Origin of the sequence: Erwinia sp. BNK-24-b (assembly GCF_047456155.1) — a bacterium.
GTDB classification, from domain to species: Bacteria; Pseudomonadota; Gammaproteobacteria; order Enterobacterales; family Enterobacteriaceae; genus Erwinia; species Erwinia phyllosphaerae.
This window is the reverse complement of record NZ_CP179901.1, coordinates 215185-240766: the sequence shown is the minus strand read 5'-3', so window position 1 is coordinate 240766 and position 25582 is coordinate 215185. Positions and strand designations below refer to the sequence as shown.

The 25582-nt window shown below is 55.5% G+C and carries 20 protein-coding genes; 10 read left to right on the top strand and 10 right to left on the bottom strand.

Features of this window, described 5'->3' with window-relative positions:
- Positions 1–120: 120 nt before the first annotated feature.
- Positions 121–1734, top strand: coding sequence for a phosphoenolpyruvate carboxykinase (ATP) (pckA, locus tag ACMGGR_RS01045; protein WP_246761162.1), 1614 nt, complete (start codon positions 121–123; stop codon positions 1732–1734).
- Between the two features lie 546 nt (positions 1735–2280).
- Here the strand turns inward: pckA and envZ are convergent.
- The gene (gene envZ / locus ACMGGR_RS01040) at positions 2281–3630 is read right to left on the bottom strand and encodes a two-component system sensor histidine kinase EnvZ (RefSeq protein ID WP_414147974.1); all 1350 of its coding nucleotides are present in this window, start codon (positions 3628–3630) and stop codon (positions 2281–2283) included.
- Positions 3627–4346 (bottom strand): two-component system response regulator OmpR, encoded by a 720-nt coding sequence (gene ompR, locus ACMGGR_RS01035; protein ID WP_001157751.1) that lies wholly within the window; start codon positions 4344–4346, stop codon positions 3627–3629. Before ompR ends, envZ begins: the two co-directional genes overlap by 4 nt.
- Positions 4347–4637: 291 nt before the next feature.
- Here ompR and greB point away from each other — a divergent pair, with 291 nt between their 5' ends.
- The 5 genes from greB (at position 4638) to ACMGGR_RS01010 (ending at position 12056) form a co-directional block, all read left to right on the top strand.
- Entirely contained in the window at positions 4638–5117 is a 480-nt protein-coding gene (gene greB / locus ACMGGR_RS01030; RefSeq protein WP_414147973.1) for a transcription elongation factor GreB, read from the top strand.
- 85 nt (positions 5118–5202) lie between these two features.
- A complete protein-coding gene (locus ACMGGR_RS01025) occupies positions 5203–7518 on the top strand; it encodes a Tex family protein (RefSeq protein ID WP_343215892.1) in 2316 nt (771 codons plus the stop codon).
- Between the two features lie 202 nt (positions 7519–7720).
- Positions 7721–7945, top strand: a complete 225-nt coding sequence (locus ACMGGR_RS01020; protein WP_246761170.1) for a FeoA domain-containing protein — start codon at positions 7721–7723, stop codon at positions 7943–7945.
- Between the two features lie 13 nt (positions 7946–7958).
- Entirely contained in the window at positions 7959–10253 is a 2295-nt protein-coding gene (feoB, locus tag ACMGGR_RS01015) for a Fe(2+) transporter permease subunit FeoB (protein WP_414147972.1), read from the top strand.
- A gap of 96 nt (positions 10254–10349) precedes the next feature.
- Positions 10350–12056, top strand: a complete 1707-nt coding sequence (locus ACMGGR_RS01010; RefSeq protein ID WP_414147971.1) for an alpha-amylase family glycosyl hydrolase — start codon at positions 10350–10352, stop codon at positions 12054–12056.
- 22 nt (positions 12057–12078) lie between these two features.
- Here the strand turns inward: ACMGGR_RS01010 and ACMGGR_RS01005 are convergent, their stop codons facing one another.
- Both ACMGGR_RS01005 and bioH read right to left on the bottom strand, forming a co-directional pair.
- Positions 12079–12345, bottom strand: a complete 267-nt coding sequence (locus ACMGGR_RS01005; RefSeq protein ID WP_246761175.1) for a DUF1471 domain-containing protein — start codon at positions 12343–12345, stop codon at positions 12079–12081.
- A gap of 149 nt (positions 12346–12494) precedes the next feature.
- The gene (gene bioH, locus ACMGGR_RS01000; RefSeq protein WP_414147970.1) at positions 12495–13271 is read right to left on the bottom strand and encodes a pimeloyl-ACP methyl ester esterase BioH; all 777 of its coding nucleotides are present in this window, start codon (positions 13269–13271) and stop codon (positions 12495–12497) included.
- Positions 13272–13305: 34 nt separating this feature from the next.
- Between bioH and gntX the strand changes: the two genes are divergently transcribed.
- The 3 genes from gntX to ACMGGR_RS00985 all read left to right on the top strand — a co-directional run bounded on the left by gntX (position 13306) and on the right by ACMGGR_RS00985 (position 16623).
- Entirely contained in the window at positions 13306–13986 is a 681-nt protein-coding gene (gene gntX, locus ACMGGR_RS00995) for a DNA utilization protein GntX (protein ID WP_414147969.1), read from the top strand.
- Between the two features lie 59 nt (positions 13987–14045).
- The gene (nfuA, locus tag ACMGGR_RS00990; RefSeq protein WP_246761182.1) at positions 14046–14621 is read left to right on the top strand and encodes a Fe-S biogenesis protein NfuA; all 576 of its coding nucleotides are present in this window, start codon (positions 14046–14048) and stop codon (positions 14619–14621) included.
- 217 nt (positions 14622–14838) lie between these two features.
- On the top strand, positions 14839–16623 hold the full coding sequence (locus tag ACMGGR_RS00985) for a tannase/feruloyl esterase family alpha/beta hydrolase (protein WP_414147968.1): 1785 nt from the start codon (positions 14839–14841) through the stop codon (positions 16621–16623).
- Between the two features lie 89 nt (positions 16624–16712).
- Here ACMGGR_RS00985 and malQ read toward each other — a convergent pair whose 3' ends face one another.
- From malQ to glpE, 6 genes are all read right to left on the bottom strand, one after another.
- Positions 16713–18791, bottom strand: coding sequence for a 4-alpha-glucanotransferase (gene malQ, locus ACMGGR_RS00980; RefSeq protein ID WP_414147967.1), 2079 nt, complete (start codon positions 18789–18791; stop codon positions 16713–16715).
- A 10-nt stretch (positions 18792–18801) separates the two neighbouring features.
- Complete coding sequence (malP, locus tag ACMGGR_RS00975; RefSeq protein ID WP_414147966.1) at positions 18802–21204, bottom strand: maltodextrin phosphorylase; 2403 nt, start codon at positions 21202–21204, stop codon at positions 18802–18804.
- 221 nt (positions 21205–21425) lie between these two features.
- The gene (locus ACMGGR_RS00970) at positions 21426–21776 is read right to left on the bottom strand and encodes a hypothetical protein (protein WP_414147965.1); all 351 of its coding nucleotides are present in this window, start codon (positions 21774–21776) and stop codon (positions 21426–21428) included.
- A 49-nt stretch (positions 21777–21825) separates the two neighbouring features.
- Complete coding sequence (locus tag ACMGGR_RS00965; RefSeq protein WP_414147964.1) at positions 21826–22584, bottom strand: DeoR/GlpR family transcriptional regulator; 759 nt, start codon at positions 22582–22584, stop codon at positions 21826–21828.
- A gap of 20 nt (positions 22585–22604) precedes the next feature.
- Positions 22605–23423, bottom strand: a complete 819-nt coding sequence (gene glpG, locus ACMGGR_RS00960) for a rhomboid family intramembrane serine protease GlpG (RefSeq protein WP_414147963.1) — start codon at positions 23421–23423, stop codon at positions 22605–22607.
- A gap of 47 nt (positions 23424–23470) precedes the next feature.
- The gene (gene glpE, locus ACMGGR_RS00955) at positions 23471–23800 is read right to left on the bottom strand and encodes a thiosulfate sulfurtransferase GlpE (protein WP_414147962.1); all 330 of its coding nucleotides are present in this window, start codon (positions 23798–23800) and stop codon (positions 23471–23473) included.
- 226 nt (positions 23801–24026) lie between these two features.
- Between glpE and glpD the strand changes: the two genes are divergently transcribed.
- Positions 24027–25535, top strand: a complete 1509-nt coding sequence (gene glpD / locus ACMGGR_RS00950; protein WP_246761195.1) for a glycerol-3-phosphate dehydrogenase — start codon at positions 24027–24029, stop codon at positions 25533–25535.
- The last annotated feature ends 47 nt before the right edge of the window (positions 25536–25582 follow it).

Sequence of the window (25582 nt, the reverse complement as noted above, 5' to 3'; positions counted from 1 at the left end):
CGTGTAAACTGCGCGCGATCGTTATTTACACTTTATTAAGGATTTGCTAACCATCAGGGTTAATGAAACGTTATTCTCTGTTCATCTGCAGCAAAACCGAAAAGACAAAGGAGCAGTAACATGCGTGACCTGACCCCGCAGGATCTCGTCGAATATGGCATTACAGACGCGGTTGAAGTTATTTACAACCCCGATTTCGACACGCTGTATCAGGAAGAAACACGTCCCGAGCTAAGCGGCTTTGAGCGCGGCACCCTTACGCAATCCGGCGCGATTGCCGTCGATACCGGCATTTTTACCGGCCGTTCGCCAAAAGATAAATATATCGTTCGTGATGACACGACTCGCGACACGCTATGGTGGAGCGACCAGGGTAAGGGCAAAAACGACAACCAGCCGCTGTCGCCTGAAGTCTGGCAGCAGCTTAAATCGCTGGTGACGACGCAGCTTTCCGGCAAGCGTCTGTTTGTGGTCGACGCCTGGTGTGGAGCCAACCCCGACACGCGACTGAGCGTGCGCTTTATTACAGAAGTCGCCTGGCAGGCACACTTTGTTAAAAACATGTTTATCCGTCCGGAAGACGCCGATCTCGACAGCTTTGTGCCTGACTTTGTGGTGATGAACGGCGCGAAATGCACTAACCCGGACTGGCAGCAGCAGGGCCTGCATTCTGAGAACTTCGTGGCCTTTAACCTGACCGAGCGTATTCAGCTGATCGGCGGGACCTGGTACGGCGGCGAGATGAAAAAAGGTCTGTTCGCCATCATGAACTACCTGCTGCCGCTGAAAGGCATCGCTTCTATGCACTGCTCCGCAAACGTTGGCGTAGAGGGTGACGTCGCCGTTTTCTTTGGTCTTTCCGGCACCGGTAAAACCACGCTTTCCACCGATCCTCATCGCCAGCTTATTGGCGATGACGAGCACGGCTGGGATGACGACGGCGTGTTTAACTTTGAAGGCGGCTGCTATGCCAAAACCATCAAGTTGTCCGAGCAGGCCGAGCCGGAGATCTATCACGCTATCCGTCGCGATGCGCTGCTGGAAAACGTGGTGGTTCGCGCTGACGGTTCGGTCGATTATGATGACGGCAGCAAGACCGAGAATACCCGCGTCTCCTACCCGATTTACCATATCGACAACATCGTTAAGCCGGTTTCAAAAGCGGGCCACGCACGTAAGGTCATTTTCCTGACCGCTGATGCGTTTGGCGTGCTGCCGCCCGTTTCTCGCCTGACGCCAGATCAGACGCAGTATCACTTCCTGTCGGGCTTTACCGCCAAGCTGGCCGGGACGGAGCGCGGCGTAACCGAGCCGACGCCAACTTTCTCTGCCTGCTTTGGCGCGGCGTTCCTGACGCTTCACCCGACGCAGTATGCGGAAGTACTGGTAAAACGCATGGCCGCAGCGGGCGCGGAAGCGTATCTGGTCAATACCGGCTGGAACGGCAGCGGCAAACGTATTTCGCTGAAGGATACGCGCGCGATTATCAATGCGATTCTGAACGGCGAGCTTTCCAGTGCGGAAACGGTAACGCTACCGATCTTTAACCTGGCGATGCCGCTTGCCCTGCCGGGCGTTGACAGCGCGATCCTCGATCCGCGCAACACCTATGCAGACGCTGCGCAGTGGCAAGAGAAAGCGCAGGATCTGGCGAAGCTGTTTATCACTAACTTTGATAAATACACCGATACGCCAGCCGGCGCAGCCCTGGTCCCGGCCGGGCCGCAGCTGTAACAGCAAAACTGTTCAAAGCGAGGTTTTGCACAAGCTTATACAACATCAGGTGGCGTTCAGGCCAGTGAATAGCTGCAGAGGCCAGAAAGCTACGGTGTGGCTGCAAAAAATGCCGGCACGCACGGACCGTATAAGTTTGTCAGCAGCCTAAAGCCGGTGACTCCACCGGCTTTTTATTATCGGCTCTACAATAATTTTATCCTTCACGCATTCCGATCTTCATGTTTCCAAAACTTATTAAGCTTTGTTATCGCTGGCACAATAAGTTTTTTATTTTTCGTGCCTGCGGCTAAAGCGGCTTTTCTTTTTCTCTGTACTTTTAAACACGCCCTGACCATGAAAGTTTTTCACTTTCCGCAATCAACTCGCAGAAATGTTTACTGAAAAGTACCGGTTATTTTAATTTCAAAACCCCGAATATCGCGGCGGCAGGCTTGTTTATTAAATAAATTAAAAAAGCGATGGGTAAGAGATGGGCGTTAAAGTAAAACCTAAAGTACCTTCCGGCCATAAGCATAAAAGCCTTAGCCGGAAAGTTTTTAATATTCAGCCGGTAATCGTAGGCGGCGCCATATTAGCCGGCAACGGGAGGTAAGCACGGATGCGCAGCCCGCCCCGCTCGCTTTCACCGATTTCCAGCGACCCCTGGTGCGCATCGATAATACGCTGCACTATCGCCAGGCCAAGACCGGTGCCGCTGGTGCTGCGCGCGCTGTCACCGCGCACGAAAGGCTGTAGCAGATGCTTAAGCTGTTCGGGTTGAATGCCAGGACCGTCATCTTCAACCTGAAACCAGGCGCGCTGCAGTTCGCTACCGCTGCTGACCTTGATCCAGCCGTTGCCATAGCGCGCCGCATTGACCACCAGATTGGCAAGCGCGCGTTTAATCGACAGCGGATTGATATCCAGCATCAGTTCGGCCGGCATTACGGCATTTTCGATTTCCCGCTCGTAGCCGCTTTCCGCTGCCACTACCTCGCCCAGCACGCCGTTTAAGTCTGCGCGCTCGGTCTGCATCTCCTGGCCGGTACGCAGATAATCGATAAACTGTTCGATAATGGCGTTGCACTCTTCGATATCTTTATTGATCGACTCCGCCAGATAGCCATCTTCCTGCGCCATCATCTCCGTTGCCAGGCGGATACGCGTCAGCGGCGTGCGTAAATCGTGGCTGACGCCCGCCATCAGTAGCGTACGGTCATCGGCCAGCTGCTTCACGCCTGCGGCCATCTGGTTAAAGGCGCGGGTCACTGAACGCACTTCGGAAGCGCCATATTCACGCAGCGGCGGCGGAATAATGCCTTTCCCCACCTGTAGCGCGGCATGCTCCAGCTCCACCAGCGGCCGGTTTTGAATGCGGATAAACAGCCACGCGCCGCCTATCGCTAACAGCATAATCGCCAGCGTGTAGCGGAACAGCGGCGAAAAGTCGCCCTGGTGAATTTCGGTGAGGGGTACACGCACCCAGATATCCGGCGACAGCCAGGTTTTCAGCCAGACCACCGGCGAATTTTTGTTCACCTCGACGCGCACGTCGGTCGGGCCACCGAGCTGCTGCGCCATCTGCTGGCTGAGGAATTCGTAATGTTGCGCCCAGCGTAATCCGCTCTCTTCCGCCGCCGCGTTGGTATACAGTGAAATACCCAGCTCGCGATAAATTTCGCGACGAAACGCCGGCGGCACCTCAAGCTGCGTGCCGTCTTCCAGCTGTAACCTGTCGGTCATCAGCATCCGCACCTCATACGCCAGCACCTTATTGAACTGCTGCAGGCTGGGCAGAATGGCAAAATTCAGCACCACCAGATAGGTTGTCACCAGGCTGACAAACAGCAGAGTGACAATCAGCAGCAGCGTGCGGGCAAAGGAACTGCGTGGAGAGAAGCGGATTCGCCTCATGCTTTACTGCCGTCCGGTACGAAAACGTAGCCCAGGCCCCACACGGTCTGGATATAGCGTGGATGGGCCGGGTCTTCTTCTACCATGCGGCGCAGGCGAGAAATCTGCACGTCGATAGAGCGTTCCATGGCGCTGTACTCGCGGCCACGCGCCAGGTTCATCAGCTTATCGCGGGAGAGCGGCTCGCGCGGATGGCTGACCAGCGCTTTCAGGACGGCAAATTCGCCGCTGGTTAACGGCATTGGCTCATCTTCGCGGAACATTTCGCGCGTGCCCAGGTTCAGCTTAAATTTGCCAAAAGCGATAACCGCTTCTTCCTGCGAAGGCGCGCCCGGCAGTTCATTAGCCTGACGACGCAGCACGGCACGGATACGGGCCAGCAGTTCGCGCGGGTTGAACGGTTTTGGAATATAGTCATCCGCGCCAATTTCCAGGCCAACGATACGGTCAACTTCTTCCCCTTTCGCCGTCACCATAATGATCGGCATCGGGTTACTCTGGCTGCGTAAACGGCGACAGATAGAAAGGCCGTCTTCGCCCGGCAGCATCAGATCCAGCACCATCAGATGAAAGGATTCGCGGGTTAACAGGCGATCCATTTGTTCAGCGTTCGCCACGCTGCGAACCTGGAAGCCCTGCTCGGTCAGATAACGCTCCAGCAGCGCGCGTAAACGCATATCGTCATCCACGACCAGGATTTTGTAGTTTTCTTGCATTTCGATACTCCCAAAGGCGCTATTGCCTGAGCCATTATTCTTAAAAAAGATGCCTGAATGTAACAGCCAATAATGGTTTATATTCTAGCCCAAATTGTTACAAAGCATATTAAACAGCAGCTTATCTTTAATTTCTCAGCGAAACTACGTGGCCGAATGTGGCCTTTGCTGGCCGAATAGTGATGACAAACAAACAGTAACGGAGGTCCGGAAAAAAGAGCAAGGTATTTGCATCGCTGGCCGGGCCGCAACAAAATAGCGCCTGCACTCCCATCCAAGAGACAGATAACGATGAAAACCAAGCTGATCACCCGCGAAGGTTACGACAAGCTGAAGGCCGAACTGGACTTTCTCTGGCGAATCGATCGGCCGGAAGTGACGAAAAAAGTGACCTGGGCCGCCAGCCTCGGCGACCGCAGCGAAAACGCCGACTATCAGTACAACAAAAAACGCCTGCGCGAAATTGACCGCCGCGTGCGTTATCTCACTAAGTGTCTTGAGCAGCTGCGTATTGTGGACTATTCGCCGCAGCAGGAAGGCAAAGTGTTTTTCGGTGCCTGGGTAGAAATTGAAAACGACGACGGCGAAACCAAACGCTTTCGCATCGTTGGCTACGATGAAATCTTTGGTCGTAAAGACTATATCTCTATCGACTCGCCGATGGCCCGCGCGCTGCTGAAAAAAGAGCCTGGCGATCTGGCGATTGTCCAGACGCCCGTTGGCGAAGCGAGCTGGTATGTGAATACCATCGACTACGTTAAAGAATCCTAATCGGCGCAGCCCGGAAGGCCACAAGCTGGCATTTCCCGGCTGCAATCCGTATAACTGTCCGCCAGTTTAAGCCAGAAAGTAACCCATTATGAAAGATTCGCTGAGCCGCATAATTGCAAGTGAGCTGCAGGCGCGAGCAGAACAGGTTGATGCCGCTGTTCGCCTGCTGGATGAAGGAAACACCGTGCCGTTTATCGCACGCTACCGCAAGGAAGTGACCGGCGGCCTGGACGATACCCAGCTGCGCCAGCTGGAGACGCGTCTGGGCTATCTCCGCGAGCTAGCCGATCGCCGCGAGGCGATTCTGAAATCGATTGGCGACCAGGGCAAGCTGACCGACGAGCTGGCCAGCGCCATTGGTAATACCTTAAGCAAAACCGAACTTGAAGATCTCTATCTGCCTTACAAGCAAAAACGGCGCACGCGCGGTCAGATAGCTATCGAAGCGGGTCTTCAGCCGCTGGCCGATACGCTGTGGCAGGATCCGTCCCACGAACCGGAGCAGCTTGCCGCGGGCTTTATCGACGCCGGGAAAGGCGTAGCCGACAGCAAAGCCGCGCTGGATGGCGCTCGCTATATTTTGATGGAGCGTTTTGCCGAGGATGCCTCGCTGCTGGCAAAAGTCCGCGACTATCTGTGGAAAAATGCGCACCTGACTTCGCGCGTGGTGGCTGGCAAAGAAGAAGAAGGCGCGAAATTCCGCGACTACTTCGATCATCACGAAGCGCTGGCTACCGTCCCTTCACACCGCGCGCTGGCTATGTTCCGCGGCCGTAATGAAGGCTTTTTACAGCTTGCGCTGAACCCCGATCCGCAGTTTGACGAACCGCCGCGCGAAAGCCACGGCGAACAGATTATTACCGACCATCTCGGCCTGCGCCTGAACAACGCTCCGGCTGACGGCTGGCGCAAGGCGGTAGTGAGCTGGACATGGCGCATCAAAGTGCTGCTGCACCTTGAGACCGAGCTGATGGGCACCGTGCGCGAACGCGCAGAAGATGAAGCCATTAATGTTTTCGCCCGTAACCTGCACGATTTGCTGATGGCTGCGCCTGCGGGTATGCGCGCGACGATGGGCCTCGATCCTGGCCTGCGTACCGGCGTTAAGGTGGCCGTGGTAGATGCAACCGGCAAGCTGGTGGCTACCGACACCGTCTATCCCCACACCGGACAGGCTGCCAAAGCCGCCGCCGCTGTTGCCGCGCTGTGCACAAAGCACCAGGTTGAGCTGGTAGCCATCGGCAACGGTACCGCCTCACGCGAGACCGAACGTTTCTATCTGGACGTACAGAAACAGTTCCCGCAGGTAAAAGGCCAGAAAGTGATCGTCAGCGAGGCGGGCGCTTCGGTTTATTCCGCTTCCGAGCTGGCCGCGCTGGAGTTCCCGGATCTGGACGTTTCGCTGCGCGGAGCGGTTTCTATCGCCCGTCGCTTACAGGACCCGCTTTCTGAACTGGTGAAGATCGATCCAAAATCCATCGGCGTAGGCCAGTATCAGCACGACGTCAGCCAGAGCCAGCTGGCGAAAAAGCTGGATGCGGTGGTGGAAGACTGCGTAAACGGCGTGGGGGTGGATTTGAATACGGCTTCCGTGCCGCTGCTGACCCGCGTGGCGGGCCTGAGCAAAATGATGGCGCAGAATATCGTGGCCTGGCGCGACGAAAATGGCCGCTTCCAGAATCGTCAGCAGCTGTTAAAAGTCAGCCGCCTGGGGCCAAAAGCCTTTGAGCAGTGCGCGGGCTTCCTGCGGATTAGCCAGGGCGACAACCCGCTGGATGCCTCTACCGTGCACCCGGAGACCTATCCGGTGGTAGAACGTATTCTTGCCGCCACCGAGCAGGCGCTGAGCGATCTGATGGGCAACTCAACCACGCTGCGCAACCTGCGTGCGGTCGATTTTACCGACGAGAAGTTCGGCGTTCCGACGGTCAGCGATATCATTAAAGAGCTGGAAAAACCGGGTCGCGATCCGCGTCCCGAGTTTAAAACCGCCCAGTTTGCCGAAGGCGTTGAGACGATGAACGACCTGCTGCCGGGTATGGTGCTGGAAGGGTCGGTGACCAACGTGACCAACTTTGGCGCTTTCGTCGATATCGGCGTGCATCAGGATGGCCTGGTGCATATCTCTTCGCTGGCCGACAAGTTCGTGGACGATCCACACAAGGTAGTGAAGGCTGGCGATATCGTTAAGGTGAAGGTGATGGAAGTCGATCTGCAACGTAAGCGTATCGCGCTGACCATGCGTCTTGACGAACAGCCGGGTGAAACCAACGCTCGCCGCGGTGCCGGCCGCGACAATAACCGTCCGGCACAGAACAAGGCCCGCCCTCGTCCTGCTGCCCAGCCTGCGGGCAACAGCGCGATGGGCGATGCGCTGGCCGCCGCTTTCGGTAAAAAATAAGCCCTCAGCGAGCGGGGAAGATCCTCCGCTCGCCTCTCCCTTTATTGCCAGATTCTTCCAGTTACCTTCCTGAACTTTCCGCTTACTTTCCTGTTCCTCTCGCCTGACGCAATCTTGTTCTGCATCAACACTAGTAAGAAGCATTCTCATTATAATCACGCCGGTCAATTATCACGGCACGGCATGCTGCCAGGGTGGTTATATGCAACTCATTTCCAGTAAACGCTATAAAATTGTCGATTTCTCTCCCGCCATCAGCCCGGTTTTCCGGCAGAAACTGTTGTTGCAGGGGCTACGGCCAGGCGCCGAGTTTCGCATCACCGCTATCGCGCCGTTTGGCGGCCCCGTTAAAATAGAAAACGGTTACGCCAGCCTGGCGCTGCGACGTAAAGATCTCTCCTTCTTCCAGCTTGACTGCCTGACCTGAAACGAGCGTAACCATGAAAACCTTAACTATTGGCCTTATCGGCAACCCTAACGCGGGTAAAACCACGTTGTTTAATCAGCTGACCGGGGCCAGGCAGCACGTGGGCAACTGGGCTGGCGTTACCGTCGAGCGCAAAGAGGGGATTTTTTCTACCGCGCAGCACAAGGTGCGGCTGGTTGATTTACCGGGCACCTATTCGCTGACCACGGTTTCTGAGCAAACCTCGCTGGATGAGCAGATCGCCTGTCGTTATATTCTGAGCGGCGAAGCGGACCTGCTGATAAACGTGGTAGACGCCAGCAATTTGGCCCGCAACCTTTATCTGACGCTACAGCTGCGCGAGCTGGGCGTGCCCTGCATCGTCGCGTTAAATATGCTGGATATTGCCGAAAGCCAGCATAAACAAATAGATGTGGATCGCCTGGCCGCCGGGCTTGGCTGTCCGGTGATCCCGCTGATTTCTAATCGCGGAAAAGGCATCGATCGGCTCAAAGCGGCCGTCGACGACTACAGCAGCCAGTCGGGCCCGCTGCCGGTAACCTATCCTGAAGAAATTGAAAGCCAGGCCGCTACGCTGCAGGCCGCCATGCCGGATCGGCTGCCCGTTGCACAGCGCCGCTGGCTGGCGATCCAGATGCTGGAAGGCGATATCTGGTGCCGTGCGCAGGCTGGCGATGCCGCGGCGCTCCTGATTGATCAGGCCAGCGCGCCGTTGCACATCACTCAGGCGCGCTACGCCGCTATTGCACGGCTGTGCCAGCACGCGGTGGTAATGGGTGATGCAACGCCGCACCGCCTTTCCGCCCGACTGGACGCGCTGGTGCTGAACCGCTGGCTGGGTATACCGATCTTCCTGATGGTGGTCTACCTGATGTTCTTTCTTGCCATCAATCTGGGCGGCGCGCTTCAGCCGCTGTTTGAGCAAGGCTCTGCCGCGCTCTTTATTGACGGCATGCAGTGGCTGGGCGCAACGCTGCATTTCCCGTCCATCCTGACGCTGTTTCTGGCGCAGGGAATTGGCGGAGGTATCAACACCGTGATGCCGCTGATCCCGCAAATCGGCCTGATGTACCTGTTTCTGGCCTTTATGGAAGATTCTGGCTATATGGCCCGCGCCGCTTTCGTGGTGGACAGGCTGATGCAGGCACTGGGCCTGCCCGGCAAGTCCTTCGTGCCGCTGATTGTCGGCTTTGGCTGCAATGTCCCGGCGGTAATGGGAACGCGAACGCTCGACGCACCGCGCGAACGCCTGATGACGCTGTTAATGGCACCTTTTATGTCGTGCGGTGCCCGCCTGGCTATTTTTGCCGTGTTCGCCGCGGCCTTCTTTGGCAACGGCGGCGCGCTGGTGGTGTTTAGTCTTTATCTGCTGGGGATCGTGGCGGCTATCGTCACTGGCCTGGTGTTAAAACATACGCTGCTGCGCGGTGAGGCTGCGCCCTTTATGATGGAAATGCCGACGTGGCACGTGCCGCACCTGAAAAGCCTTTGCCTGCAAACCTGGCAACGCCTGAAAAGCTTTGTGCTGCGCGCGGGTAAGGTCATCGTGGTGGTCAGTATCCTTATTGGCGGCCTGAATAGCTTTTCCTTTAGCGGCCAGCCGGTTTCCAGCATTAACGACTCGGCGCTGGCAACCGTCAGCCGTCAGCTCACGCCGCTGCTGAATCCGATTGGCGTGGATAACGATAACTGGCAGGCGACGGTTGGCCTGGTCACCGGCGCGATGGCGAAAGAGGTGGTTATCGGCACGCTGAACACGCTTTACACCGCCGAAGCGCTGCATGAAGAAGCCTTTGACGCAGAGAATTTTAATCTGCTGGCCGAGCTGGAAGACGCGGTCACACAAACCTGGCAAGGCGTAAAAGAGGCCTTTCAGCTGAGCGTCCTGCTGCATCCGCTGGAGGCCAGTAAAGGCGACGGCAATATGGCCAGCGGCGCAATGGGCGTAATGCACACGAAATTTTCCAGCGATATCGCCGCTTACAGCTACCTGATTTTTGTGCTGCTGTACGTACCTTGCGTCTCGGTGATGGGCGCGGTCGCGCGGGAAAGCAGCACTCGCTGGATGCTGTTTTCTAATTTCTGGGGGCTAAACCTGGCTTATTCGCTGGCCACGCTGTTTTACCAGCTGGCTACCTTCAGCAGCCATCCCCAGTCAAGCGCGTTTACGCTGCTGGCGGTCGCGCTGTTCAATCTGCTGTTGTGGATAGTAATGAAAAATATTACGTTGACGCCGGAAAGGCTGGCGGTACAAACCCTCCGCGTTAATGGCTGCGCGGGTTGCAGTAAAAAGGGACGCTGCCATTAACCGGCGAGCCGCCGCATGAAGTTGCGATTTTGCTTCAAAGGTCTACAGTGAAAACTAACGTGGCTGTAAACCAATGCGGTGGCTCACTGAACAAAAATGGAAATTATCAATAACTTAATCGATAAGATCTATGGAACCTTTCCTGCCGACTGCCTGAAGCGGCTGACGGATGCTATCAGGGAAACGCAGCAGGCGCTCAGCTACCGGCGTAAAGCGCACTGGGATGAGAAAGACGTGGTGCTGATTACCTATGCCGATCAGTTCCGCGAGAGCGAAGCGCCCACGCTGCAAACCTTTTCTCGCTTCTATCAACAGCATCTACAGTGTTTTAACCTGGTTCATCTACTGCCCTTTTTCCCCTACTCTTCCGACGACGGCTTTTCCGTTATTGATTACCACCGCGTTAACGCTATCTGCGGCGAATGGTCCGACGTGGCGGAGCTGCATCAGCATACGCGGCTGATGTTTGATTTTGTCTGCAACCATATCTCTGCCCATAGCGCCTGGTTTAAACACTATCTGGCGCAGGATCCGGGCTGGGACGATTTCTTTATCAGCATGCCGCCGGGTACGGATCTGAGTGCGGTAACGCGGCCAAGAACCTCTCCGCTGCTGACGCCTTTTACGCTGGCAAACGGCGAAACGCGCTTTATCTGGACGACTTTTAGCGCCGATCAAATCGATCTGAACTTTGCCAGAGCGGAAGTGCTGCTGAATATGGTTAAGGTCCTGCTGGATTATCTGACGAAAGGCGCGGATTACATCCGGCTGGATGCGGTTGGCTATATGTGGAAAACGCCCGGCACCTCGTGTATCCATCTGGAGAAAACCCACCAGCTGGTTAAGCTGTTTCGCGCTATTGCTGACGAGGTCGCACCCGGCACGGTGATTATCACTGAAACCAACGTGCCGCATAAAGATAACATCAGCTATTTTGGCAACGGCCACGATGAAGCGCAGATGGTTTATCAGTTCTCGCTGCCGCCGCTGCTGCTTCACGCTATTCATTACGGCTCTTCGCGCGCGTTGAAAAAATGGGCCGCCTCGCTGGATGCCGGCAACGGCGCAACGACCTGGTTTAATTTCCTGGCTTCACACGACGGCATTGGGCTGAATCCACTGCGCGGCATCCTGCCGGAAACGGAGATAGTCTCGCTGGTCAGGGACCTGGCGCTGGAAGGGGCATTAATTTCCTATAAAAATAATCCCGACGGCACCAGTAGCCCTTACGAAATTAACGTGACCTATATGGATGCGTTAAATAAGAAAGAGGACAGTGACGATACGCGGTTCCAGCGCTTTATGCTGGCGCACGCGGTCCTGCTGGCTTTTCCGGGCGTGCCAGCCATCTATATTCAAAGCATTTTAGGATCGCGCAACGATATGGAAGGCGTCAAAGTTGCCGGCCATAACCGGGCCATTAACCGCGAAAAATATGCCATCAGCGAGATTGAGGCGGCGCTTAGCGATACGCGTTCTTTACGCCATAAGGTTTATCACGGCCTTAGCCAGCTTATACAGTTGAGAACCCGCCAGCCCGTTTTTCATCCCGATAATCCTGTGGAAGTGCTGGAAAGCGATAACTCGCTGTTTATTTTACGCCGGAAATCCGCAAAGGCGCATGAAGAGGTGCTGTGCATCTTTAATCTGAGCGGCAAAGAGGTGACTTACAGGCTGCCGGACGAGCGGCTGTATCGCGATATTGCCGGGAACAGCATTTTCGACAGCAATCACCCACTAACGCTGCCGCCGTGGCACTATCTGTGGCTGAAGAATGCCGGAGAGAAACAGCAGGCAGAATAATCTCTGCCTGCCGGGCTAAAGCTTATTTATAAACGTCGGCAATCGCGCTGAACTTGCCGTGCTCGCGGCCGGCGATAATCAGATAATATTTACCGCCCTTTTCATCCGCCAGCTTAGACAGTACGTGTTTAGCGTCCATTGGCGAGGTCGTTTCCGCCGTGGTGTGCACCGTACCAATTTTTTCCAGCTTCATGTTTTTAACTTCTTCTTTGGTCACTTCTTTTGCCGCCAGCGCAGCAAAAGGCAGTGACATTGCCAGCACAGCAACAGCCATAGTTTTCAGTTTCATCAGAGACACTCCGCGTTAGTTTTATTTTAATCCGCCGCTGCCTTCGACTATAGGGTGTGGTAAAGCCAGTCCCACTCAGAGGTAAGCAAGGTCAGCGTCCCCGATAATTATTATCGCTAACCAATAATTCGCCAGTTTTCAGCGGAAAATTACTGCGGCAATTCCAGGTCAAAATCAAGCAGTTGCTGGCAGAAGTCTTCGGGATGCGAAATAAAAGGCGCGTGCGCGGCTTTCTCAATAATGACCGAGCTGCTTTGCGGCCACTGTTCATCCAGCAGCGAAGCTATTTTGCGCGGAACCAGACCATCCAGCGCGCCGTATATCCGCAGCAGCGGGACGGCCAGCCCCTGCATTTTTTCTCGCAGATCGACCGTGCGTAAAATTTCCAAGCCACCCTGTAAAACACTCACTTCCGGCGCAGGCAGAGAAAGCACCACGCTTTTCAGCTGGCGCGCATCCTGCCTTGCCGTTGTGGTACCCAGCGTTTGCAGCGCCAGAAAACGCTCGACGGTACGCTGAAAATCTTCGCTCAGCTGCTGCTGGAAGTTGCTTAACGTTTCGGGCTTGATGCCGGGCCACTCTTCCTGCGCGGTAAAGCAGGGTGAAGACGCGACGGTGATCAGGCCGCGAACGCGCTGCGGATGCTGTAGCGCAAGAGAGCTGGCAACCAGGCCGCCCAGCGACCAGCCGAGCCAGACCGCTTGTGCAGGCGCAAACGGCAGCAGATTAGCGACCATCTCTTCCACGCTCATCGCCGGAAAACCCTCGCTGCGGCCATAGCCCGGCAGGTCCACCAGGTGCAGACGAAAATGCGGGCTGAGTCGCGCGACGACGTTTTGCCATACACCCGCGTTCAGACCCCATCCGTGCAGCATCACAAGATCGCGATCTCCCGTGCCGATTGTCTGCCAGTAAAGCTGCGCCATCTTTTATTATCCTGTTTTGGTCATGGAGGACGCTATGCTATCAATGCCCGCCGCCTGTTGGCTATGCCAGATGCCGCTGGCGCTTGCCCATCACGGTATCTGCAGCTATTGTCTGCGCACGTTATCGCGCCCGCGTTGCTGTCCGCGCTGCGGTATGCCTTCGCTTTATCCTGAGGCAGAATGCGGACGCTGCCTGCGCCATCCGCCGTCGTGGCAGCAGCTGGTATTTGTCACCGACTGGCAGCCGCCGCTGCAAAATCAGATCCGCCAGCTGAAGTTTTTTCACAAGACAGCACATTCGGCGATGCTGGCGCGGCTAGTTTTGCTAACCTGGTTAACGGCGCACCGTGAACGACGGCTGGTGCGGCCCGATCTGCTGTTGTGCGTGCCGCTGCATCATAGCCGTGCCTGGCGGCGCGGTTATAATCAGCTGGAGGAGCTGGCTCGTTATCTGGCGCGCTGGCTGGCTTGCCCTTACCACCCTGCAGGACTATGCCGAAAAAAGCGGACGGCCGTGCAGCATTTTTTGACTGCGCGAGCCAGGCGCCGCAACCTGCGCGGCGCGTTCAGGGTTGAAAGCGAGGTCAAAGGGCGGCATATCGCTTTACTGGACGACGTCGTGACCACCGGCAGCACCGTGGAAGAGATTAGCCGTATCCTGCTGGCCGCCGGTGCCGCCAGCGTGCAGGTTCTGTGCCTTTGCCGCACCTTGTAGAGCGTCGGCGATGAGCGTAAAATAAACCCACTAATTTAGTCAACTATTGAGCAATCGCCATGATCCGAATTACTGATTCTGCGCAAGAGCACTTTGCAAAACTGCTGTCCAAACAGGAAGAAGGCACCCAGATTCGCGTATTCGTTATCAATCCGGGTACGCCTGGTGCGGAATGCGGCGTTTCTTACTGCCCACCCGATGCGGTAGAAGCCACGGATACCGAGCTGAAGTTTGAAAAACTTACCGCTTACGTTGACGCGCTGAGCGCGCCTTATCTTGAAGAGGCGGAAATCGACTTTGTTACCGACAACCTGGGTTCCCAGCTGACGCTGAAAGCCCCTAACGCCAAAATGCGTAAGGTGAGCGACGACGCGCCGCTGATTGAGCGCGTAGAGTATCAGCTACAGGCCACGATTAACCCGCAGCTGGCCAGCCACGGCGGTAAAGTTTCGCTGATGGAGATTACCGAAGACGGCTTCGCTATTCTGCAGTTTGGCGGCGGCTGTAACGGCTGTTCAATGGTGGATGTGACGCTGAAAGAAGGCATCGAAAAAGAGCTGCTGGCGACCTTCCCGGAGCTGAAAGGCGTGCGCGATTTAACCGAGCACCAGCGCGGCGAGCACTCGTTCTACTAAGCGGTTAATAGCAACAGCCGGGCGGCCGTGAACCGCCCGGCTTTTTTATGGCTATAAATGCCCTGAAACAGAAAAAGGCAGGATGGCGAACGCCCGATGCCGGTCAAATGCTTCAACCCTGTCGTTAAGATAGTGAAAAGCCGCTCTGGAGACTTTCGCGATTCACTATAATTCGCCCTGACTAATTTAAACGGATTAAAAAACAGGAATCGATAAGGTGAACAGGGTTTTAACCAGAGTTTTTCAGTGGGCAATAGCCACGGGCATTATGCTAATTGCCGCCCAGGCTACCGCTGCCGATAATTTACCAACCGTGAAGCCGGTTATGGACTGTAGCCAGTTAAGTTCCGTCAACCTGAGCAATAAAATTGGCGGGAAAGTCACTATTAACTCTGCGGCCCCGCTGAAAACTGCCGAGGGAAGCTTTTGTCAGGTAAAAGCGACCATCGCGCCTTCGATTGGTATCGAAGTTGCGCTGCCACAACAGCAGTGGACGCAGCGTTTTCTTCAGGTGGGATGCGGCGGATTATGTGGAGAAATCAACCTTAGCCCGACCAACGCCAGCGGCTGCGCACCAGCCATGCAGAGCGAGTTCGTGGTTGCCGCAACCGACATGGGCCACAGCGGCAGCATGATGGATGCCAGCTGGGCTGAAGATCCGCAAAAACGCATCGATTTTGCTTATCGCGCCAATCACCTCACAGCCCTGCTGGCAAAAGCTCTGATCCAGACTTACTACGGCCAGACGCAGAAGTATGCCTATTTTATGGGTTGTTCCGATGGCGGACGTGAAGCGCTAATGGAAGCGCAGCGTTTCCCGGACGACTTTGATGGTATTACCGCAGGCGCTTCAGCCGCCTTTTTCCAGTTCCAGAATTCATTTTTCCACGGCTGGGACGTGGTCGCTAATCAGCGTGCGGACGGCTCAGCGATTCTGTTGCAGGACCGCCTGCCCATTCTTCATCGTGCGGTACTGGCGCACTGTCCGACTCTTTCTGGCATCAACGATGGATTACTGGCCAATCCGTATGCCTGCACCTTCTCACCAAAGTGGGTTAACACCTGCGCGGCAAATCAGACGGATAAATCGAACTGCCTGACAGCAGAAGAAATCAGCGTCGTGGAAAAACTCTATCGCGGTGCCTCAGACAGCGAAGGCAATCAGTTTGTTGTCGCCGGTCTACCGCTCGGATCTGAGCTGCGCTGGCCGGTTCCGGCTACCGCTAACGGTCATTCTATGGCGGAAACGATGGCATTGCCCGCGCTGCAATCGGTATTGCTACCGGGCGGGAAACAAAACATTACTACCCTGCACGATTTCCCGTTGAACAGACAAAACTTTGCGGCGGTTGCACAGCTGGCTCCGCTGTATAACGCGGCCAATACCAATCTCAGCGGTTTTATGAAGCGAGGCGGTAAACTGATTATGTGGCACGGCCTTGCTGATGATTCCGTCAGTCCGGCCTTTTCCATCGCTTACTATCGTGGCGTGCAGGCCTATCTTGGCGAGAAATCTACAGAGCAATTTCTTCGTCTGTTCCTGCTGCCGGGCGTAGGCCACTGCGGCGGCGGGGAAGGATTAGATCAGGTTAATCTGCTTTCACCACTGATGGCGTGGACCGAGCAAAATCATGCGCCTGAAAAACTGATTGCGGGCAAATCAGCCGTTGCTGAGCCGACCGCAGGCATGCCCGCAAAGCCGCAGAGTAAAACGTCAGAAGTGGGAAAAGATGCGGAAGCCCATTTCCACGGCGTACTGCGCGTAAGCTCGCCGGTCGCTGTCGCAATGCCGACGTTGAAAGCTACGCGTCCCGTATTCCCTTATCCTTATATTGCGAAATATAACGGGAAAGGATCGCCTGACAGCGCAGAAAATTACGTGCCCATAAAATCAGCCGCCTTTGACAGGCTGGTGGTCGCTAAACCGGCCAGCGATTTTATCGGCCCGAATAACCAGAAAAATTATGTTATAGACGGTAAGACGTTAAAGGTTCAGCCATAAGGCGTGCCGTTTTTTGTATTTTTTCACATAAAAAAACCGGCTTATCAGGCCGGTTTTTTTTATTTTTAAGCTGGTATCACCAGGACGGCCTACGCTTTTTTCTCCGTTTTACGCCGACGGTTGACCTCTTTTAACAGCAGATTGACCTGGGTATCGGCAAACATCTCCTCCAGCGTTTTGCTTAGCTTGCGTCGCCAGTTGGGATACTGATCCGTTGTGCCCGGCACGTTAACCGGCCTGTCCATATCCAGTAAGTCTTCCGGCTGCAGTCCCAGCAGGGCGCTGTTGCTGTCGGCCAGAAAACGGTGCATGCCCCGATTAAGCTGCGGAGACATTTTAACCAGGCTGGCTTTTTTGCCGCTGTTCTTCGGCACGCAGCCGTAACGGTGCAGCGCTTCCAGCAGCGCCTGCTTTTGCCGCGCCCTGTCCTGATACAGGCTGTGCAGCACAACCTTGTCCGGATAAAGTCCTAAAACTTCCCCCATCTCCAGGTCGACCGCGTTCCAGAAACCGCGCAGCGTTGGCAGATCGTGCGTGGTGGCGCTGGCCATCGACTGCCTTACCCATTTGGCTGGCGGACGATAGCGGTCGTGGCTTTCCTGCTCAAAATAGAGCACCTTCCACGAATAGATGCCGCACTCGCGAAGTTTAGAAATAATTTCCGCCGGCACCGTCCCTAAGTCTTCACCGATCACCATGCACTGATTACGCTGGCTTTCCAGCGCCAGAATCGCCATCAGATCGTCAACCGGGTAGTAAACGTAGGCGCCAAAGTTGGCCGTTTCACCATAAGGGATCCACCACAGGCGCAGCAGCGACATGACGTGATCGATACGCAGCGCGCCGCAGCTCATCATATTGGCCCGCAGCAAATCGATAAACGGCTGATAGCTTCGCGCCGTCATGATATGCGGATCCATCGGCGGCAGGCCCCAGTTTTGTCCCAGCGGGCCCAGCACGTCCGGCGGTGCGCCGACCGAAACATCCATACAGTACAGCTCTCTGTCACTCCAGGTTTCCGCGCCGCCTTCCGCTACGCCAACGGCCAGATCGCGATACAGCCCTATCGGCATGCCGCGCTGCTGGCTTTCCTGCCAGCATTCGTCAAACTGCCGGTTTGCCAGCCACTGCATCCACAGCCAGAAATGCACTTCGTCTTCATTTTGCTGGCAAAACTGTTTTACCGCTTCGCCGTGCGCTTCGCGCAGGTTTTCCGGCCACACCGGCCAGCCCCAGTAATCTTCATTCTCTTTCAGCATTGCACCGTGCAGCGCATCAAAAGCGGCCTGCCAGTAAAGGCTCTCGCCGCCCTTCTCTACAAATGCGGCAAAGTGCGCGCGGCTGGGATGGTCTTCCTGGTGCTGGCTAAAGCGCTGCCAGGCGTAGCGTAGGGCAAATATCTTCAGCTCGCCGACCACGCCATAGTCTACCCACTCCTCTTCCCTTGCCTGCTTTAGCCGACGTTGAATCGCCTGGCCGCGCAGCCAGCGCTGGCCTTCTTTGCTTTCCTGAAACTCCGGCACCGCATTAACGTCGATATAGAGTACGTTGAGCCAGCGCCGCGAGGAGGGGCTGTAAGGACTGGCGTTAGTCGGACTGGCCGGATAAAGCGAATGAATGGGATTAAGGCCGATAAAGGCGCCGCCGCGATCGGCCACTTCCGCCAGCATACGTTTTAAATCACTAAAATCGCCGATGCCCCAGTTATGTTCCGAACGCACCGTGTAAAGCTGTACGCAAGCTCCCCAGAGCTTTTTATCCTGACGCAGCGGTTCCGGCTCGTAGCAGCGTTTAGGCGCCACGATAATCCGGCACTGCCACTCTTTTTTGGCCTGGCGCAACGACAGCTGATGATAGCCATAGGCCAGCGAAGACGGCAGCGTAACCGATTCGCCAGCGCTCACCTCGCCCTGGTATTCACGTCCCTTTTCCGTAATGAGCCGCCACTGGTAGCTGCCTTTACCGCCTACCTCCAGCTGCATGGTGCGTTTACGCCGGAAGACCTTGCACGGCGGCACCGGGCCTGGCTTATCGCGCTTTGTGGACATTGCCGCCAGCAGACGCTGACGGATATCCATGGAGATCTCTTCCTGTTCGCCTTTTGCATTAACATAACGGGCGGCGATACCTGCCGCCGCCGCTGCCTGTTCAAACTTCTTTTTATCCATTGCTGCTCCCTTATCGTCTGGCCTGCCAAATGCGCTGTTGATAATCGCGGATAGAACGGTCAGAGCTGAACATGCCGCAGCGCGCGGTGTTCAGAATGGTCATTTTGGTCCAGGCATCCTGGTCCCGATAAAGCTGTTCGGCCCGCTTTTGCGCCTCGCAGTAGCTGGCGAAATCGGCCAGTACCTGCCAGAAATCGCCGCCCGCGCCCAGGCTGGAGAGCATGGGTTCAAACGCCTTTTTGTCGCCGTTGCTGAAGAAGCCTTTTTCCAGCTCTTTCAAAATAGCGTCCAGATGCTTGTCTTTTTTACGTAGCTTAAGCGGTGCATAACCGTTTTTTTTCAGCGCTTTCACTTCGTCTACGGTGTGGCCAAAAATAAAGATGTTTTCCGCGCCTACCTGTTCGGCAATCTCGACGTTGGCACCGTCGAGCGTGCCAACGGTCAGCGCGCCGTTTAGCGCCAGCTTCATGTTGCCGGTGCCGGAAGCCTCATAGCCTGCGGTAGAAATTTGCTCGGAGATATCGGCCGCCGGGATCATCATTTCGGCGGCGGTAATGCGATAGTCAGGAATAAAGACAACCTTCATCCTGTCGCCAATAACCGGGTCGTTATTGATTTTCTCGGCCACTTTATTGATGGCATAGATGATGTTTTTTGCCAGGTAGTAGCCCGGCGCGGCCTTGGCGCCAAACAAGAAGACGCGCGGCACAAAGTCCATATCGGGATTTTCGCGCAGCCGCTTATAGCAAGAGAGGATATGCAGCAGGCCAAGGTGCTGGCGTTTGTACTCGTGCAGCCGTTTGATTTGCACATCGAATATCGCTTCAGGATTAATCACTATGCCGGTTCGCTGGTGAACATAGTCGGCCAGCCGAACTTTATTGGCGTGCTTGATTTCCCGATAGCGCTGGCGGAAAGCGGGGTCGTCGACGAAAGCTTCCAGACCTTTTAATGCGTCAAGGTTATTGACCCATTCGACCTTAAGCGTGTCGTCGATAAGTTCTGACAGCAGCGGGTTACACTGCTTTAACCAGCGGCGCGGCGTAATGCCGTTGGTGACGTTATGAAATTTAGCGGGCCAAAGCTGGTGATATTCCGGAAAGAGATCTTTAACCACCAGCTCGGAGTGCAGCGCCGCCACGCCGTTAACCGCAAAGCCGCTGACCACGCACAGGTTCGCCATGCGCAGCTGGTTGTCGTAAAGCACCGCCAGCTTTTCCCACAACGCCTCGTCGTTCGGCCACTGCTTCTCTACCTGCTTTTTAAAGCGTCGGTTAATCTCTTTGATAATCAGGTAATGGCGCGGCAGCAGCGAGCGCACCAGCCGCTCATCCCAACGCTCCAGCGCCTCCGGCATTAGCGTGTGGTTAGTATAGGCAAAAGTGTTGCTGACAATCGCCCAGGCCTTATCCCATTCCAGCTGATGCTCATCCAGCAGCACGCGCAGCATCTCGGGAATGGCAATGGTAGGATGCGTGTCGTTTAGCTGGATAACTTCATAGTCGGGCAGTTCCGTCACCGGCCTGCCCGCGCGATGGTGGCGGCGTAAAATGTCCGCGACCGAACAGGCGCACTGAAAATATTGCTGCATCAGGCGCAGCCGTTTGCCATCCTGATGATTGTCGTTGGGGTAGAGTACCTTAGTCAGCTTTTCCGCTTCGATGCCCTGCTGCTCCGCCTGCAGAAATTTGCCGTCGTTAAACAGCGTCAGATTGAAAGGATGCGTATGGCTTGCCTGCCAGAGCCTCAGCGGCTGCACTACGCCATTTTGATAGCCGATAACCGGCAGATCCCAGGCCTCGCCGCGCAGCGTTACGGCGGGCTGCCATTCCACTTCGCCCTGCGCATTCTTAATAGTTTTGCCGCCAAAATGGACGTCAACGTCCAGCGCGGCGTTATGGCGGAACCACGGATAGCTGGCGCGGTGCCAGTCATCCGGCGCTTCCATCTGTCGGCCATCGGCAAAGGATTGTCGAAACAGGCCATACTGGTAGTTCAGGCCATAGCCGGTAGCGGACTGGCCCACCGTGGCCATTGAATCCAGAAAGCAGGCGGCCAGGCGCCCCAGGCCACCGTTACCCAAAGCGGGATCGACCTCTTCCTCCAGCAGCTCGCTTAAATCACGCTGGTGCGCCGCCAGAGATGCCTTCACGCCGTCATACCATCCCAGGTTCAGCAGATTGTTGCCGGTTAGCCTGCCGATCAAAAACTCCATAGAGATGTAGTTTACGTGACGTTGCTTTTTTACCGCTTTCGTCGGCGGCGCGGCGGCAAGCAGTTCGGCAAGCGCGCCGCTCAGCGCCTGCCACCACTGATAAGCCGTCATCTCATCTGCTGCAGAAAGTCCAAAGTGCTGCCACTGGCGGGTTAAAGCCGCCTCAAAACGTGCCTGATTAAATTTCTGATGCGACATACCGCTTCCTTTTGAAATGGTAAGAGGAGAACAGGCGGGACACATACAGTTAAGACCTGAACAGAAAAAAATGCTCATGCGGGGGAGTGAAAAAGTCGAAACGTTTTTTCTTAAGATTTCAAAGGGGCAAGGTTAGCGGGGTAATCTGCGGTGTTTTGCGGTAGCGTTTTTAAGCCGTGAAAAAAACGCCGCCGGCAGGCTTTATCAGCGGGTCCGTGCCGCTAGCGTTGTCGACACTCCTTGTCGATCTCTTTCTCAATCTCAGCCGGGCTGGCGTGCTGCGTCAGAAGCTTGAAGCGGTACTTCAATTTAAGGCCCTGCGCATCACACCGGCCCGACTCTGCCAGCGCCACTGCCGCGCTATAAGCCTGATAGCAGGCGTCTGCATCATCAACATGCTGTTTACACTGGCTAAAAACTTGCCAGGTCAGGTCGGGCCTTGCGCTATACCAGACAATTTGCGGGCTGCTTTTTATCTCTTTCAGCAGCTGCGGCAGGTAAAAATAGCCGGCGGCGAACCCAATAAGTAACACCGGGATTAAAACTACGCCGAAACTCACTTTTCTCTTCATGCCTGTTTGCGCTCCTGCAACCCGCTATCTATTGCTGCCGTACGAGGCCTCAGCAAATTTCCAGATGGACTTCGTGCTGTTCGATAGTTTTGAGTACGCCCGGCGGCGGTAGCTCGTCGGTGAACATATAATCTATCAGGCTCATATTGCCCAGGTTAACCATGGCGTTACGGCCAAACTTTGAGTGGTCGGCCACCAGCATCACGCAGCGCGAGTTTTCAATAATCGCCCGCTTGGTGCGTACCTCGTGATAGTCGAAGTCCAGCAGCGAGCCGTCCATATCGATGCCGCTGATCCCCAGGATGCCGTAGTCCAGCCGAAACTGAGAAATATAGTCTAGCGTCGCCTCGCCCATAATGCCGCCGTCGCGCGTGCGCACTTCACCACCGGCCACAATCAGGCTGAAGTCGGGTTTGCTCATCAGCAGCATCGCCACGTTGAGGTTATTGGTTACGATACGCAGGTTGCTGTGGTTCAACAGCGCATGAGCAACCGCTTCTGGCGTGGTGCCGATATCGATAAACAGTGAGGCACCGTCCGGGATCTGGCTGGCGACGCGCTGCGCAATACGCGCCTTTTCCGCCGACCACATCATTTTGCGGTCTTGCCAGGCGGTATTTTCCGAGCTGGAAGGCAGCGCCGCGCCGCCGTGGTGGCGCTGGATTTTATTTTGCTCTGCCAGTTCGTTCAGGTCGCGGCGAATGGTTTGCGGGCTGACGGTAAAATGATCCACCAGCTCTTCGGTACTGACATAGCCCTGACGACGAACCAGATCGATAATGGCGTCGTGACGTTGCGTCTGCTTCACAAAGCTCTCCTGTATATGCGCTATCTTGTTTTTCGGGTATCGACAAAGGCCATTGCCAGCCCCAGCACCAGTCCGATAACGTGTGAGGCGTTTGCCACTGCTGACCCGGCCCAGCCGGTAAAACCAAGCGCCAGCATAACAAGTAGAAAAAAGATCAGGCCTCGCTCAAGATACAGGCCACTGTCTGGACGTCGTTCGCCTGTCAGCCAAACGTAGCCCATCAGCGCATAAACCACGCCGGAAAAGCCTCCAAACATGACGCCGCTGAATTTTGCCTGCATCCAGCCGCTGAGCAGCGCGGAGATTAGCACAATGACAAACAGCTTGCCGCTACCAAGCCGTTTTTCAACCGCGCCGCCTAAATACCACAGCCAGATCACGTTAAAAAGTAGAGGTACCAGCGAAAAGTTTGGCAGGACATGGCTGAACCAGCGCCAGAGTTGAAAGTGCTGATCGGCGTTCGGCCATGAGAGCCAGCTCAGCACAGTGTAGGTGCCAACAATCTGCATCAAAATAAAGGTGAAGATACTGGCCAGCATCAGGGTCAACGTTAAAGGGCCGGCTCTGTCGCGTACGATAGCCATCAGTGACGAGCCGCTATAGGAGATGCCGCTGGTGGTCGTGCCGGACTGCCAGCTGGCCGCCAGATAACGTGGATGATTGGGCTCACGGATAAACTGACCGAGTTCGTTTTCGACCAGATTCAGCTGTGAATCGTCATCCAGCCACAGCGTATAGCGGTCATCATGCTCAATACGCAGCCTTACACCCCGCGTCGCCATATAGTCCACAAAGGCCTGCGCCATGCGGGGATTAGCAAACTCAGTAATACGCGTCATCGCCGGTAAAATCCCTGTTTATAGTATAAAAATGTTTTATTTTGCGGCTATTCTGCGCCAGAAGAAATCTGTTGTGGGAAGACAGCGCGCCATGCGTCAAAGCCGCCGTCGATGCTGTAAGCCTCTTTAAACCCCTGGCTCAGCAGATACTGGGCCACGCCCTTGCTGCTGTTGCCGTGATAGCACATTACCAGCACCGGTGCGGTCAGGTGACTTTGCTGCATAAAAGCAGGCAGGGTGGTGTTGGTAAGATGAAAAGCGCCGCTGGCATGGGCTGCCAGGTAGCTTTGCGGATCGCGGATATCTACCAGCTGCGCTTTTTCTTGCGAAAGCTTAGCCTGCGCCTGCTGTACGTCGATACACTCAAATTGGTCCATGGTCTGTTCTCAAAAGATGACAATCGGGCGCTATTGTATCGCGATCAAAGCCAACAATAACCCAATAAAGCACAGGGCTATATGGCTTTTTCCTGAACAATTCTGTTACCTCCATCACGCATAAATGTTTTTATTCGGTTAACGCTGGCGTCGGTGTCGCTTTGCGATTATTATAATGCTCGAAAACGAACATTTAAGAACTATTCCGAACATCGGAGGAGATGACGTGGAAACCAAAGACTTGATCGTAATCGGCGGCGGCATCAACGGTGCTGGCATTGCGGCAGATGCCGCAGGACGCGGCCTGTCTGTGCTGATGCTCGAGGCGCAAGACCTGGCGTGCGCGACCTCTTCCGCCAGTTCTAAACTGATCCACGGCGGCCTGCGCTACCTGGAACACTATGAATTCCGTCTGGTCAGCGAAGCGCTGGCCGAGCGCGAGGTGCTGTTAAAAATGGCCCCGCATATCGCCTTCCCTATGCGCTTCCGTTTGCCGCACCGTCCGCATCTGCGTCCGGCCTGGATGATCCGCGTTGGCCTGTTTATGTATGACCATCTGGGCAAACGCACCAGCCTGCCCGGCAGCAAAGGGTTGCGTTTTGACTCAGATTCGGTGTTAAAACCTGAAATTACGCGCGGTTTCGAATATTCCGACTGCTGGGTAGACGATGCTCGCCTGGTGGTCCTCAACGCGCAGGAAGTTGAGAAGCGCGGCGGCGAAGTGCGCACGCGCACTAAAGTGACTCGCGCCTGGCGTGAAAACGGCCTGTGGAAGGTTGAAGCGGAAGATATCGACTCCGGCAAAACCTTTACCTGGCAGGCAAAAGGCTTAGTTAACGCCGCTGGCCCGTGGGTTAAGCAGCTGTTTGATGACGGCCTGCAGCTTAAGTCACCTTACGGTATCCGCCTGATTAAAGGCAGCCATATTGTTGTGCCGCGCGTGCATACGCAAAAGCAGGCTTATATTCTGCAGAACGAAGACAACCGTATCGTCTTTGTGATCCCGTGGATGGACGAGTTCTCTATTATCGGCACCACCGACGTTGAATATAAAGGCGATCCGAAAAACGTCCATATCGACGAGAAAGAGACCGAATATCTGCTGAAAGTGTTTAACAGCCACTTTAAAAAGAACATCAGTAAAGACGATATCGTCTGGTCTTATTCCGGCGTGCGTCCGCTGTGCGATGACGAATCCGATTCGCCGCAGGCCATCACACGCGACTATACGCTGGACGTGCGTGACGATAACGGTAAAGCGCCACTGCTGTCGGTGTTTGGCGGCAAGCTGACCACCTATCGCAAGCTGGCCGAGCACGCGATGGAGAAGCTGTCGAAGTACTACAGCAACGCAGGCCCGGCCTGGACACGCAACTGCGTACTGCCGGGTGGTGATATCGCCGGCACGCGTGAAGATTACGCTGCCAGCCTGCGTCGCCGCTATCCGTTTATTACAGAACAGATGGCGCGCCATTACGCTCGCACCTACGGCAGCAACACGGAGCTGTTCCTGAAACCGGCTAAAAGCCTGGAAGATTTGGGCGAGCTGTTTGGTCATCATTTCTATGAAGCCGAGCTGCGTTATCTGGTCGAACACGAGTGGGTGCGCGAGCAGGATGATGCGCTGTGGCGTCGTACCAAAGAAGGGATGTTCTTAAACGAGCAGCAGCGCGCGCGCGTTGGCGCATGGCTGGCAGAGCATGCAAAGAAACCGGCGCTGTCGCTGGCGTCGTAACTCCTGTAACAGCGTGATGCAAAAAGGGCGGAATTGATTTCCGCCCT

Excerpts from the sequence above, each read along its gene's own strand:
- ACMGGR_RS01005 (WP_246761175.1), bottom strand. The coding sequence starts at position 12,345 with ATGAAACTGAAAACTATGGCTGTTGCTGTGCTGGCAATGTCACTGCCT.
- greB (WP_414147973.1), top strand. The coding sequence starts at position 4,638 with ATGAAAACCAAGCTGATCACCCGCGAAGGTTACGACAAGCTGAAGGCC.
- ACMGGR_RS01010 (WP_414147971.1), top strand. The coding sequence starts at position 10,350 with ATGGAAATTATCAATAACTTAATCGATAAGATCTATGGAACCTTTCCT.
- malP (WP_414147966.1), bottom strand. The coding sequence starts at position 21,204 with ATGTCGCATCAGAAATTTAATCAGGCACGTTTTGAGGCGGCTTTAACC.
- gntX (WP_414147969.1), top strand. The coding sequence starts at position 13,306 with ATGCTATCAATGCCCGCCGCCTGTTGGCTATGCCAGATGCCGCTGGCG.
- ompR (WP_001157751.1), bottom strand. The coding sequence starts at position 4,346 with ATGCAAGAAAACTACAAAATCCTGGTCGTGGATGACGATATGCGTTTA.
- feoB (WP_414147972.1), top strand. The coding sequence starts at position 7,959 with ATGAAAACCTTAACTATTGGCCTTATCGGCAACCCTAACGCGGGTAAA.
- ACMGGR_RS00970 (WP_414147965.1), bottom strand. The coding sequence starts at position 21,776 with ATGAAGAGAAAAGTGAGTTTCGGCGTAGTTTTAATCCCGGTGTTACTT.
- nfuA (WP_246761182.1), top strand. The coding sequence starts at position 14,046 with ATGATCCGAATTACTGATTCTGCGCAAGAGCACTTTGCAAAACTGCTG.
- malQ (WP_414147967.1), bottom strand. The coding sequence starts at position 18,791 with ATGGATAAAAAGAAGTTTGAACAGGCAGCGGCGGCGGCAGGTATCGCC.
- glpG (WP_414147963.1), bottom strand. The coding sequence starts at position 23,423 with ATGACGCGTATTACTGAGTTTGCTAATCCCCGCATGGCGCAGGCCTTT.
- glpE (WP_414147962.1), bottom strand. The coding sequence starts at position 23,800 with ATGGACCAATTTGAGTGTATCGACGTACAGCAGGCGCAGGCTAAGCTT.
- envZ (WP_414147974.1), bottom strand. The coding sequence starts at position 3,630 with ATGAGGCGAATCCGCTTCTCTCCACGCAGTTCCTTTGCCCGCACGCTG.
- pckA (WP_246761162.1), top strand. The coding sequence starts at position 121 with ATGCGTGACCTGACCCCGCAGGATCTCGTCGAATATGGCATTACAGAC.
- ACMGGR_RS01020 (WP_246761170.1), top strand. The coding sequence starts at position 7,721 with ATGCAACTCATTTCCAGTAAACGCTATAAAATTGTCGATTTCTCTCCC.
- bioH (WP_414147970.1), bottom strand. The coding sequence starts at position 13,271 with ATGGCGCAGCTTTACTGGCAGACAATCGGCACGGGAGATCGCGATCTT.